This is a genomic window from Enterobacter sp. PL_is379 (assembly GCF_055817355.1).
On sequence record NZ_JBVPGT010000032.1, the window covers coordinates 159087 to 172109 of the forward strand.

A 13023-nucleotide genomic window follows, 5' to 3' on the forward strand; every position below is an offset into this window, starting at 1 on the left:
TAACCATGACCATCGAGAAGATTTTCACTCCGCAGGACGATGCGTTTTATGCGGTGATCACCCACGCGGCGGGGCCGCAGGGCGCGCTACCGCTGACTCCGCAGATGCTGATGGAATCCCCCAGCGGCAACCTGTTCGGCATGACGCAGAACGCCGGGATGGGCTGGGACGCCAACAAGCTGACCGGCAAAGAGGTGCTGATTATCGGCACCCAGGGCGGCATCCGCGCCGGGGACGGACGCCCGGTCGCGCTGGGCTACCACACCGGGCACTGGGAGATCGGCATGCAGATGCAGGCAGCGGCGAAGGAGATCACCCGCAACGGTGGGATCCCGTTTGCGGCCTTCGTCAGCGATCCCTGCGACGGCCGTTCTCAGGGCACGCACGGCATGTTCGACTCCCTGCCGTACCGCAACGACGCGGCGATAGTGTTTCGCCGCCTGATTCGTTCCCTCCCGACGCGTCGGGCGGTGATTGGCGTCGCCACCTGTGATAAAGGGCTGCCCGCCACCATGATTGCCCTGGCCGCGATGCACGACCTGCCGACCATTCTGGTGCCGGGCGGGGCGACGCTGCCGCCAACCGTGGGGGAAGACGCGGGCAAGGTGCAGACCATTGGCGCGCGCTTTGCCAACCACGAACTCTCCCTGCAGGAGGCCGCCGAGCTGGGCTGTCGCGCCTGCGCCTCGCCGGGCGGGGGATGTCAGTTCCTCGGCACGGCGGGCACCTCTCAGGTGGTGGCCGAAGCGCTGGGGCTGGCGCTGCCGCACTCCGCGCTGGCCCCGTCCGGGCAGGCGGTATGGCTGGAGATCGCCCGCCAGTCGGCGCGGGCGGTCAGCGAGCTGGATAACCGCGGCATCACCACGCGCGATATCCTCACCGACAAAGCCATCGAAAACGCCATGTTGATCCATGCGGCGTTCGGCGGCTCGACCAATTTACTGCTGCACATTCCGGCCATCGCCCACGCGGCGGGCTGCACAATCCCGGACGTAGAGCACTGGACGCGCGTCAACCGTAAGGTGCCGCGCCTGGTCAGCGTGCTGCCCAACGGCCCGGACTATCACCCGACCGTGCGCGCCTTCCTCGCCGGCGGCGTGCCGGAGGTGATGCTCCACCTGCGCGATCTCGGTCTGCTGCATCTTGATGCGATGACTGTTACTGGCCAGACGGTGGGCGAGAACCTCGACTGGTGGCAGGCTTCCGAACGCCGGGCGCGCTTCCGCCAGTGCCTGCGCGCGCAGGATGGCGTGGATCCGGATGACGTGATCCTGCCGCCGGAGAAGGCAAAAGCGAAAGGGCTGACCTCGACGGTCTGCTTCCCGACGGGCAACATCGCGCCGGAAGGCTCGGTGATCAAGGCCACGGCGATCGACCCGTCGGTGGTGGGCGAAGATGGCGTGTACCGCCACACCGGCCGGGCGCGGGTGTTTGTCTCGGAAGCGCAGGCAATCAAGGCCATCAAGCGGGAAGAGATTAATCAGGGCGATATCATGGTGGTGATCGGCGGCGGTCCGTCCGGCACCGGCATGGAAGAGACCTACCAGCTTACCTCCGCGCTGAAGCATATCTCGTGGGGCAAGACGGTATCGTTAATCACCGATGCGCGCTTCTCGGGCGTGTCGACAGGCGCCTGCTTCGGCCACGTGTCGCCGGAGGCGCTGGCGGGCGGGCCGATTGGCAAGCTGCGGGATAACGACATCATCGAGATAGCCGTCGATCGGCTGACATTAACAGGTAGCGTGAACTTTATCGGCACAGTGGACAACCCGCTGACGCCGGAGGAGGGCGCGCGCGAGCTGGCAATGCGGCAGACGCACCCGGACCTGCACGCCCACGACTTTTTGCCGGACGACACTCGCCTGTGGGCAGCATTACAGTCGGTCAGCGGCGGCACCTGGAAAGGCTGTATTTATGACACCGATAAAATTATCGAGGTAATTAACGCCGGTAAAAAAGCACTCGGACTTTAATTATTTTTCACGCGGTTGTCGTCTACGGAATATATTCCGTGGACGGCTTTTGCTTGTCTTTGTTTTATCAATTTAAACAATAAGTTGTGATATATCGTTGGCGTCACAAAAGCAAAATAACGTAATTCAGAAATAAGATATGACCATTGCTGGTTAATTGAACAGCTCATTACACTCCATTAACACGATGTTGTAATTCAGCACACTACATAAGGGTGTAATTCTGATGACGCAATTAACCATGAAAGACAAAATTGGCTACGGGCTGGGTGACACCGCCTGCGGCTTCGTCTGGCAGGCCACGATGTTCCTGCTGGCCTATTTCTACACCGACGTCTTCGGCCTGTCGGCGGGCATTATGGGGACGCTGTTTTTAATCTCCCGCGTGCTCGACGCCGTGACCGACCCGCTGATGGGGCTGCTGGTAGACCGCACCCGCACGCGGCACGGCCAGTTCCGTCCGTTCCTGCTGTGGGGCGCCATCCCGTTTGGCATCGTCTGCGTGCTGACCTTCTACACGCCGGACTTCTCCGCGCAGGGCAAAATCATCTACGCCTGCGTGACCTACATTCTCCTGACCCTGGTCTACACCTTCGTTAACGTGCCCTACTGCGCCATGCCCGGCGTCATCACCGCCGACCCGAAAGAGCGTCATGCCCTTCAGTCCTGGCGTTTCTTCCTTGCCGCCGCTGGGTCGCTCGCCATCAGCGGCATCGCGTTGCCGCTGGTCAGCATCATCGGCAAAGGGAACGAGCAGGTGGGCTATTTCGGCGCCATGTGCGTGCTGGGCCTGACCGGCGTGGTGCTGCTCTACGTCTGCTTCTTCACCACCAAAGAGCGCTACACCTTTGAGGTGCAGCCGGGCTCGTCGGTGGCGAAAGATCTCAAGCTGCTGCTCGGCAACGGCCAGTGGCGGATCATGTGCGCGTTCAAGATGATGGCGACCTGTTCCAACGTGGTGCGCGGCGGGGCGACGCTCTACTTTGTCAAATACGTAATGGATCACCCGGAGATGGCGACCCAGTTTTTACTCTACGGCAGCCTTGCCACCATGTTTGGCTCGCTCTGCTCCTCCCGACTGCTGGGGCGCTTCGACCGCGTCACCGCCTTCAAGTGGATCATCGTCGCCTACTCGCTCATCAGCCTGCTGATTTTCGTCACCCCGGCGGAACATATCGCCCTGATTTTCGCCCTCAACATCCTGTTCCTGTTCGTCTTTAACACCACCACGCCGCTGCAGTGGCTGATGGCTTCTGACGTGGTGGACTACGAGGAGAGCCGCAGCGGGCGCCGCCTCGACGGCCTGGTGTTCTCCACCTACCTGTTCAGCCTGAAGATTGGCCTGGCGATTGGCGGGGCGGTGGTGGGCTGGATCCTGGCATACGTGAACTACTCCGCCAGCAGCAGCGTACAGCCGGTGGAGGTGCTCACCACCATCAAAATTCTGTTCTGCGTGGTGCCGGTGGTGCTCTACGCGGGCATGTTCATCATGCTGTCGTTCTACAAGCTCACCGACGCCCGCGTGGAGGCCATTAGCCAGCAGCTGATCAAGCACCGCGCGGCGCAGGGCGAGGCCGTTCCCGACGCCGCGACAGCCGCATCCCATTAACCGGAGGCACTATGCAAATCACTAACCCTATTCTGACCGGCTTCAACCCGGATCCTTCCCTGTGCCGTCAGGGCGAGGACTACTACATCGCCACTTCGACCTTCGAGTGGTTCCCGGGCGTGCGCATCTACCACTCCCGCGACCTGAAAAACTGGTCGCTGGTCAGCACGCCGCTGGACCGCGTGTCGATGCTGGATATGAAGGGCAACCCGGACTCCGGCGGTATCTGGGCGCCGTGCCTGAGCTACGCCGACGGCAAATTCTGGCTGCTCTATACCGACGTGAAGATTGTCGACTCGCCGTGGAAAAACGGCCGCAACTTCCTCGTCACCGCGCCGTCCATTGAGGGACCGTGGAGCGAGCCGATCCCGATGGGCAACGGCGGGTTTGACCCGTCCCTGTTCCACGACGACGATGGCCGCAAATACTACCTCTACCGCCCGTGGGGGCCGCGCCATCACAGCAACCCGTACAACACCATCGTGATGCAGGCGTTTGACCCGCAGACCGGCACGCTCTCGCCCGAGCGCAAAACCCTGTTTACCGGCACGCCGCTCTGCTACACCGAGGGCGCGCACCTGTATCGCCACGCGGGATGGTACTACCTGATGGTGGCCGAAGGCGGCACCAGCTACGAGCACGCCGTCGTGGTGCTGCGTTCCAAAAATATCGACGGGCCGTACGAGCTGCACCCGGACGTGACGATGATGACCAGCTGGCACCTGCCGGAGAACCCACTGCAGAAGAGCGGCCACGGCTCGCTGCTGCAGACCCACACCGGGGAGTGGTACATGGCCTACCTCACCAGCCGCCCGCTGCGCCTGCCTGGCGTGCCGCTGCTGGCCTCCGGCGGGCGCGGTTACTGCCCGCTGGGTCGCGAGACCGGCATCGCCCGCATTGAGTGGCGCGACGGCTGGCCGTACGTGGAAGGCGGCAAGCACGCGCAGCTGACCGTGAAAGGCCCGCAGGTGGCGGAGCAGCCCGCAGCCGTTCAGGGCAGCTGGCGGGACGATTTCGACGCCAGTTCGCTCGACCCGGAGCTGCAGACCCTGCGCATTCCGTTCGACGACACCCTCGGCTCGCTCACCGCGCGCCCGGGCTACTTACGGCTCTACGGCAACGACTCGCTCAACTCGACCTTCACCCAGTCGACTGTGGCGCGCCGCTGGCAGCACTTTGTCTTCCGGGCGGAAACGCGGATGCAGTTCTCGCCGATCCACTTCCAGCAGAGCGCGGGGCTGACCTGCTACTACAACAGCAAAAACTGGAGCTACTGCTTTGTGGACTTCGAGGAGGGGCAGGGGAGAACCATCAAAGTGATCCAGCTCGACCACAACGTGCCGTCGTGGCCGCTGCACGAGCAGCCCATTCCGGTGCCGGAGAGTGCGGAGAGCGTCTGGCTGCGGGTGGATGTGGATACGCTGGTCTACCGCTACAGCTACTCGTTCGACGGCGAGACGTGGCACGCCGTGCCGGTAACGTATGAGGCGTGGAAGCTGTCGGACGACTACATTGGCGGGCGCGGCTTCTTCACCGGCGCGTTTGTGGGTCTGCACTGCGAGGACATCAGCGGCGACGGCTGCCACGCGGACTTCGACTACTTTACCTACGAGCCGGCCTAACGGCTCAGGCCGGGTAGCCCAGCGCGCGTGACAGCTCGAGCCCGGCCTGCTGGAGCTGCTCGCGGAAGTGGGCCAGCTCGGCGTCGTCCACGCGGGAGGTGAGCGTCGACAGGCTCAGGGCGGCGATGACGCGGGATTCATGGTTCCACACCGGCACCGCCACGCAGCGCACGCCCTGCTCATTCTCTTCGCTATCCAGGGCGTAACCCTGCTCGCGGGTCTGCGCCAGGGCGCTTATTAAGGCTTCACGAGAGGCGAGGGTGGAAGGCGTAAAGGTAGTGTACTGATAGCCCTCCAGCAGGGCGTTCAGCTCGGCCTCGCCCAGCCAGGCAATCAACACCTTGCCGATGGCGGTGGCGTGAACCGGCAGTCGGCGGCCGATGCGCGAATAGGCGATGGCCGCCAGCTTGCCTTCAATCTTCTCGATATAAACCCCTTCACGCCCGTCCAGGATCCCCAGATGGGTGGTCTGCCCGGTCCGCTGGGACAGCTCCGTCAGCCAGCCTTTCGCCTTCTGGCGAATATCGATGGAGCCCACGACAAAATGGCCGCGCTCGACCAGCTTCATGCCGAGGCGATACTTACCGTTTTCCGGGTTCTGATCGATATAGCCGTGTAGCTGCAAGGTTTTCAGCAGCGAGTGGAGGGTACTCTTGCTCAGCCCCATCAGTTTGCTGATGTCGGTGATCTTAAGCTCGGTGGCCTGCTCGTTGAACAGGTCGAGGATCTGCAACGCACGTTCAACAGACTGAATAATCGGCATAATGCTGGTATGTCCACGCTGGAATTAAGGCGAAAACGTACCTTTTTCGGGGTGAAAAATCAATTGAGTAGCGCGGGTTGTGGGAGAAAGGGCATCAGGCCGCATCGTCGCCTGATTCGCCCGGCGGCGCTTCGCTTGCACGGGCCTACGGGTTGTGTAGGCCGGGTAAGCGCAGCGCCACCCGGCAAAAAGAGCGCGCAGTATCAATATTTTTGCCGGTACGTCGTTTGGCTCAGTTCGGTATAGTCAGGTTTCTTGAAAATTCAACAGCAGAAACTGACTGTACCTTCCATAAGTTGTCTTCTTTAACCATGCAGTCTATGACTATGTGGTCCTGCTTTTTACCGAATGCAATGTATACGTTGACACAGACTGGATCGGTATCCCCGGCTATGGCTGTTACATTCTGCGGCCAGTCATCGCCGACGTATTGCGCTTTTAAAAATATATCGGCCTCGTAAAACTCTTCGTCTGCATAGCGAGGATCCTGCGCGTGACGGAGTTTTTTCATTGTTGATGCTGTGACATATTTATCTATTTCGTTTCCATCAGTAATGGGAAATACGTCTTTGTTGATTTGATTTACGTACCAGCTGTTAAATTTTACAGCACGCTCAATTGGATCAGAAAGGCCAGCCGTTGCAGAGAAAGAAAACAGGCAGCAAAGAAGTAAGGTGCTTTTCATATCAGTAGTGCCTGTAAAAGGTGATTTTTGGCTGTATCTTCCGATATCTCTGGCCGGGATACAGACTATTCTGTTTAAAATCTGAATACCAGGTACCCGAACCGTCATAGATGCATGCATGCCCGTTCTGATGCGCACCAGGCAATGCGTCAATGACTGCAACATCACCCTCAATGAGGGTGCCGTACACCTTGCTGAATCCTGCTTTCTCAAGAGAGCGCCAGAAGTTTTTTGCATCAGCGCCATTAATTTCTAATCCTCCGGCGCGGATAGCCGCGGCTACGGCGCGAGCGCAGTAACCCGTGCTGTAATGGTGCGCGTGGCTGCGGGCATAAGACACAGCCTCGTGCTTATTCCATGACATACAATCATCCTTATTAATGAAATGAAGTAATAAGGAAACATTACACCGAATATATACAATGTTTTGTAATTGATAATGACCTGATATTAACCATTATCTACTCAATAAATAATGGTTAATAAAAACATAAATACCTATTATGGTTAATGCGTATCTGAGAAAGCGTCTGTAAAATGTATTTCTCTGCCAGACGATAACGCTGTTGTCGTTTTTAGGGTGTTCTCCCTCTCCCCGTGGGAGAAGGCCGGGGTGAGGGCACCAGGCCGCATCACCGCCTGATTCGCCCGGCGACGCTTCGCTTGCACGGGCCTACGGGCTGGGTTTTCTCCCTCTCCCCGTGGGAGAGGGCCGGGGTGAGGGCACCAGACCGCAGAGGAGTCAATCACTCCCCAAGCGTCGCCACCATCACCGCCTTAATCGTATGCATCCGGTTTTCTGCCTGGTCGAACACGATGCTCGCCGCCGACTCAAACACCTCGTCCGTCACTTCCATCCCGCCGTGCAGATCGAACTCCTTCGCCATCTGCTTGCCGAGCGTGGTCTGGTCGTCATGGAACGCCGGCAGACAGTGCAGGAACTTCACGTCCGGATTGCCGGTCAGCGCCATCATCTGCGCGTTCACCTGATACCCGCGCAGCAGCGCGATACGCTCCGCCCACTTCTCTTTGGCTTCGCCCATTGACACCCACACGTCGGTATAGATAAAGTCCGCGCCCTTCACGCCCGCCGCCACGTCTTCCGTCAGGGTAATTTTCCCGCCGTTTTTCTCCGCCAGCGCGCTGCACTCCGCCACCAGGCTCTCTTCCGGCCAGCAGGCCTTCGGGGCCACCAGACGCAGATCCAGCCCGGTCAGCGCCGCCGCTTCCAGCATTGAGTTGCCCATGTTGTTGCGCGCGTCGCCCGCGTACACCAGCGTCATCTCGTTAAACGCCTTGCCCGGCAGGTGCTCCTGCATGGTCAGCAGGTCCGCCAGCAGCTGCGTCGGGTGGAACTCGTTGGTCAGCCCGTTCCACACCGGCACGCCCGCATACTGCGCCAGCGTCTCGACCACTTCCTGGCCGTGCCCGCGATACTGAATGCCGTCGTACATCCGCCCGAGCACGCGCGCGGTGTCCTTAATTGACTCTTTATGCCCAATCTGGCTGCCGCTCGGCCCTAAATAGGTAACGCGCGCGCCCTGGTCAAATGCGGCAACTTCGAAAGAGCAACGGGTACGGGTCGAGTCTTTTTCGAAGATGAGCGCGATGTTTTTACCGGTAAGCTTCTGTACTTCCTTGCCATTTTTTTTATCGGCTTTGAGCTGTGCGGCAAGGGTCAGCAGAGAAGTGAACTGTGCAGGGGTAAAGTCGAGCAATTTCAGAAAGTGTTTCTTGTACAGATCAGACATTTTATCCTCACATGGCGAACGCCACTTATTGAATTAAAATTCACTTTATATGTGTAATTATTCATTTGCAACCCCGTTTCACAAATCTTTCCAACAAAGGTGGAGGCAAACCCGTCCGTGTGTGAAAATAGAAGTATCTGCCGCACTTTAAAGAGGATTGAGCCATGGCAAACCCGGAATTACTGGAAGAGCAACGCGAAGAGACGCGTCTGATTATTGAAGAACTGCTGGAAGACGGTAGCGATCCGGACGCGCTGTACACCATCGAGCACCATTTCTCTGCGGATGATTTCGACGCGCTGGAAAAAATGGCCGTGGAAGCCTTCAAGCTGGGTTACGAAGTGACCGAGCCGGAAGAGCTGGAAGTGGAAGAGGGCGACACCGTCATCTGCTGCGACATCCTGAGCGAAGGCGCGCTGAAGGCGGAGCTGATCGACGCGCAGGTCGAACAGCTGATGAACCTGGCCGAGAAGTTTGACGTGGAATACGACGGCTGGGGAACCTACTTCGAAGATCCGAACGGTGAAGACGGCGAAGAAGGCGACGACGAAGATTACGTCGACGAAGACGACGACGGCGTGCGTCACTAAGCGTTTCAGGCGGTGGCGCGCGCCACCGCTTTTTCAAGGCAGAACCATGGATTACCCGCAGATACTCGCCCCCGTACTCAACTTCCTCCAGTGCCCGACCCCGCAAGCATGGATTGATAAAGCCCGCGACCCGGCGAACCTGCCGCTGCTGCTCACCGACCACATGGTGTGCGAGCTCAAGGCCGCCCAGACCGCGCTGCTGCTGGTGCGTAAATACGTCGCCGACAAAAGCGGTGCCGACGCGCTGCTCGACTGGCTCAAACCCTACGAACAGTTCACCTTCCGCGACGGCCCGGAGCCGGACTTCATCGCCCTGCACAGGCAGATTGGCAAAAGCGTGATGCCCAAAACCGACGACCCGTGGGGCCAGGCGCTTATCGACAGCATGGTGCTGCTGATTAAAGAGGAGCTGCACCACTTCTGGCAGGTGCGCGAGGCGATGCTGGCCCGCGACATTCCGTACGTCAAAATCACCGCCAGCCGCTACGCCAAAGGGATGCTGAAGGAAGTGCGCACCCACGAACCGCTGACGCTGATCGACAAGCTCATCTGCGGCGCCTACATCGAAGCCCGCTCCTGTGAACGCTTCGCCGCGCTGGCCCCGTTCCTCGACGACGACCTGCAGAAGTTCTATCTCTCGCTGCTGCGCTCGGAAGCGCGCCATTATCAGGACTACCTGACGCTGGCGCAGCAGGTGAGCGACGACGATATCTCACCGCGCATACAGCTTTTTGGCGAAATTGAAGCCACACTTATCTCGACACCGGACACCGAGTTTCGCTTCCACAGCGGCGTGCCGGTGTAAACCGGCATAGCGAAAGGATAAGGATGCGAGATGAATAAAACGTGGACCCGTATTGTGATTGTCGTCGTCGCGGCCGCCGCCGTGGCGTTCTGGGTATTCTTCGATAAGCAGCGTGCCCCCGAACACCAGATTGATACCACCCTCAACGCGATGCCCGCCTGGCAGGTGATTAAGGAGCAGGAGCCCGCGCTGCATCAGCGCATCCTCGACCAGATGGCTGCCCTGCAAAAAGCGGGCGAGCCGGAGCAGCAGATTATCGACACCATCCAGCCGCAGATCCTGCATCTGCAGATGTCGCGCCTGCAGAACGCCCCGGACGCCAACGTAGTGAACTACATGACCATCAACATGGAGCAGACCGCCGCCATCCAGAAGGTGAGCGACGACGCCTGCTTCCGCTTCCTCTACCCGATGGTAAAGGGCGGCGTGAACCCGATGCGCATGCTGGATAAAGACCTGATGACGCGGCGCATGCAGGCCGACGCCGACATGATGCGCGCGGCCTACGGCAAAAACCGCCACACCGTGACCCCGGCCGAACGCGAGGCGGCCGTCGAGGATGTGCGACCGATTATGAAGCAACTTGCCGACAAGTACGGCGAGGACATCCAGCTGCTGCAGATGCCGGAGAAGGCGGTGGGCAAAGAGAAGCTCTCCTGCGATATGGTGCAGGAGATGTGGGCCAAGGTGCTGGCGCTGCCTGAGCAGAAGGCGGCGAGGGTGATTCGGCTGGCGGTGTCTGAGCTGGAGTGACAAAGGGCGCTGGTTTTTTGGGCACTTAGCGCGGGTTTCGCGCGTCGTCGCTTGCATGGCGGCGCGCGACAGGTATAATCCACAACGTTTCCGCATCCCCTTCAGTGCCGAAGTGGCGAAATCGGTAGACGCAGTTGATTCAAAATCAACCGTAGAAATACGTGCCGGTTCGAGTCCGGCCTTCGGCACCAAGACTCATCTAATTGGTTGTTTTTTAAATACCTTTATCTATTTTTTCGCTTGTAATTGCGTAGCCCTACTACAAAAGGCTATACGAGGCGATGTCTCAGCGATATAAACTCTATCGTCGAACCAGCGGCATTTATGTTGTCCGCATCAGCGTTCCCCAACGTTTTCGCCGATACGCAGGACAGTGTGAGATTCACACTTCAACAGGCACTCATGACCTTCATGAAGCAAAGCAGAAGTCCGCGCTCCTGTTGGCGGTCTGGTATCAGACCTTACAAGAGTATGAACAATTGGATTACCGATCTTTAAATGACTGCGCCCCGCTGCTTGCCGGAGAGGGCATGATCTCGCTTTCTAACTTTGCTCAGTCAATCGAGCTGCCCGTTACTCAGTTAATTCAGGCGGTGATGAACCGCAATCTGCCTATGTTTTGGCTAGCGACGGGGCAGGCTGGCTTTTATGTTGAGACTTTATCTGAGGTCGAGTTAGACCCTCTCGATGGCAGCTACGTGCTTAACTATGTCGAAGCGCAGGGTATGGAAGGGGTTGTTAAAGGTTATCTGCAACTCATTGCTCCCTTGGCGCATTTACGTAACATCATCAGCGACGGGCATTCAGAAGCCTCGGTGTTTAAAACTGCTGGAAGCGAAGCTAAAGGCGGTTGGTTTTTCACCTCCAATTGCCCGGTAATAAAACCCGATACGCTATTGATCAATAAAGTCCATGCAGAAAATCTCCGGCTTGATTGGCTGGCTAAGACTACACCACCAGCTGTTAGCGTTCATCCCGCTGCGCCTCTTGCTACCCCATCCCCCGTTATCGTTAACGAGTATGTTCATCGAAAGTATTACACTAAGAGCCTGTCATGGTTATGTTCAGAGTATGTAAAGCATCGGCGCAAGGGTAAAGTCTCGGAGTCGGCAATTAACGATATCCGTAACTACTTCACCTTTATGATTGAAGCGATGGGCGACATTCAGTTGGAAGACTTTGATCGCGATTTCCTCCGAGCTTATGAGAGCAAACTACGCACGATCCCCGCAAACCGGAATCTAGCGAAAGCTAAATATGGGGTGAAAACACTGGATGAGTTAATCGCTAAGGCGGCGGAATGCGGCGATAAGTTGATGACTGAGGAATCCGTCAGGAAGTATATCAACGGCCTTTATGGTGCAATGAAGTGGGCTGTTGCTGATGGCAAGCTACTGAAATCGCCATGCGAGAACTTTTTCCCGCGCGATGATAAAGACGAGCGAGACCAGGATCACACTGACGTGTTTGAACCTAATGAAGTTAAGGCGATTTTTTCGCTACCGTGGTTTCTAGCTGGAACAGGAGAACGTAACGCGCAAGGGCGATTCCATCAATATTGCCCGTTTCACTATTGGGCACCTTTGCTGGGGCTACTGACGGGGGCGCGAGTTAATGAGATCGCGCAGTTACTTCTAGATGACATACTAGCGGAAGATGACGTTTATTACCTGAACCTTGAAAGCGATAGCGAAAGTGGAAAGAAACTAAAAAATGCCAATGCTCGCCGCAAGATTCCGATTCACTCCACGCTGATTGCTCTCGGTTTCATCGACTACGTTAAAGCCTTAAAAAATGCCGGGTATGCCCGCCTGTTCCCCGAGCTTAAGCCGCATAAAACTAAAGGCTATGGCAGGCCAGTTTCCGCATGGTTCAATGAATCGCTACTGGCGCGTAGATTGAATGTAGAGAGGAACAGAACCAAATCTTTCCATTCTTTCCGCCACTCTGTTTCGACTTTACTAAAGGAGAAGGGCGTTAGCCCGGAATTACGTGCGCAATTAGTTGGACATGTGCGCGGCGAAACGGAAACAGAAGTGCGATATAGCAAAGACCTCAAACCGATTCATATGATTCAAACTGTGGAAAAAATTGATTTTTCGTTGCCTGAGATAGCGAAATTTAACATTCCTGATGGGTTAGATGCTGTCAGAGATGCGCTGCGAAGAAAGCGAGGCAAACAAATAGAGTAGTGGGTTGCCCGACTATCAACGGCTGAGGCGCTCTGTAAGGCTCTCAGCCGCGTTTTTAATTGAGAGCAGTAGATTTTATGGAGTGGGATTTGCTGCGTGCTCAAGGCCCGTTTGCTTACGAATAACTGCCAGCAATTCTTTGTATAAGGATTCGTTTCTCAAACACCAAAGTTTTTAAACGCTCTCCCTGAAATAGCATTGATAAAACCTAAGACTCTTCACTTTTCAGCGGCTGTTTCTGGCAGTATTGCCGATAATGTCCCTCACTCCGCTTCTTACT

12 protein-coding genes and 1 tRNA gene are annotated in these 13023 nt (G+C 57.4%); 8 read left to right on the forward strand and 5 right to left on the reverse strand.

Annotation, left to right across the window (positions count from 1 at the left end; all coding sequences use genetic code 11):
- The first annotated feature begins 5 nt into the window (after positions 1–5).
- From yagF to AC0TOY_RS19610, 3 genes are all read left to right on the forward strand, one after another.
- Positions 6–1973, forward strand: a complete 1968-nt coding sequence (yagF, locus tag AC0TOY_RS19600) for a xylonate dehydratase YagF (protein WP_473722397.1) — start codon at positions 6–8, stop codon at positions 1971–1973.
- A gap of 226 nt (positions 1974–2199) precedes the next feature.
- Positions 2200–3582, forward strand: a complete 1383-nt coding sequence (locus AC0TOY_RS19605; protein ID WP_047054596.1) for an MFS transporter — start codon at positions 2200–2202, stop codon at positions 3580–3582.
- Between the two features lie 11 nt (positions 3583–3593).
- A complete protein-coding gene (locus tag AC0TOY_RS19610) occupies positions 3594–5204 on the forward strand; it encodes a glycoside hydrolase family 43 protein (protein ID WP_473722398.1) in 1611 nt (536 codons plus the stop codon).
- A 4-nt stretch (positions 5205–5208) separates the two neighbouring features.
- Here the strand turns inward: AC0TOY_RS19610 and xynR are convergent, their stop codons facing one another.
- The 5 genes from xynR to argL form a co-directional block, all read right to left on the reverse strand.
- Complete coding sequence (gene xynR / locus AC0TOY_RS19615; RefSeq protein ID WP_473722399.1) at positions 5209–5967, reverse strand: DNA-binding transcriptional repressor XynR; 759 nt, start codon at positions 5965–5967, stop codon at positions 5209–5211.
- Positions 5968–6199: 232 nt separating this feature from the next.
- On the reverse strand, positions 6200–6652 hold the full coding sequence (locus AC0TOY_RS19620) for a DUF3828 domain-containing protein (RefSeq protein ID WP_048243448.1): 453 nt from the start codon (positions 6650–6652) through the stop codon (positions 6200–6202).
- A 1-nt stretch (position 6653) separates the two neighbouring features.
- The gene (locus AC0TOY_RS19625) at positions 6654–7016 is read right to left on the reverse strand and encodes a hypothetical protein (RefSeq protein WP_003862937.1); all 363 of its coding nucleotides are present in this window, start codon (positions 7014–7016) and stop codon (positions 6654–6656) included.
- 382 nt (positions 7017–7398) lie between these two features.
- Entirely contained in the window at positions 7399–8403 is a 1005-nt protein-coding gene (gene argF, locus AC0TOY_RS19630; protein ID WP_024908740.1) for an ornithine carbamoyltransferase, read from the reverse strand.
- Positions 8373–8468 carry a putative translational regulatory protein ArgL gene (argL, locus tag AC0TOY_RS19635; RefSeq protein ID WP_213014347.1) on the reverse strand — a complete coding sequence of 32 codons (96 nt, stop codon included), beginning with the start codon at positions 8466–8468 and terminating at the stop codon, positions 8373–8375. Before argL ends, argF begins: the two co-directional genes overlap by 31 nt.
- A 99-nt stretch (positions 8469–8567) precedes the next feature.
- Between argL and rraB the strand changes: the two genes are divergently transcribed.
- The 5 genes from rraB (at position 8568) to AC0TOY_RS19660 (ending at position 12743) form a co-directional block, all read left to right on the forward strand.
- On the forward strand, positions 8568–8993 hold the full coding sequence (gene rraB, locus AC0TOY_RS19640; protein ID WP_008501374.1) for a ribonuclease E inhibitor RraB: 426 nt from the start codon (positions 8568–8570) through the stop codon (positions 8991–8993).
- 46 nt (positions 8994–9039) lie between these two features.
- A complete protein-coding gene (gene miaE / locus AC0TOY_RS19645; RefSeq protein ID WP_473722400.1) occupies positions 9040–9798 on the forward strand; it encodes a tRNA isopentenyl-2-thiomethyl-A-37 hydroxylase MiaE in 759 nt (252 codons plus the stop codon).
- A gap of 30 nt (positions 9799–9828) precedes the next feature.
- Positions 9829–10551 carry a topoisomerase II gene (locus AC0TOY_RS19650; protein WP_334762476.1) on the forward strand — a complete coding sequence of 241 codons (723 nt, stop codon included), beginning with the start codon at positions 9829–9831 and terminating at the stop codon, positions 10549–10551.
- 106 nt (positions 10552–10657) lie between these two features.
- Positions 10658–10742: transfer RNA gene (locus tag AC0TOY_RS19655), tRNA-Leu, on the forward strand.
- Between the two features lie 90 nt (positions 10743–10832).
- Positions 10833–12743 (forward strand): tyrosine-type recombinase/integrase, encoded by a 1911-nt coding sequence (locus tag AC0TOY_RS19660; protein WP_284017244.1) that lies wholly within the window; start codon positions 10833–10835, stop codon positions 12741–12743.
- Positions 12744–13023 lie beyond the last annotated feature (280 nt).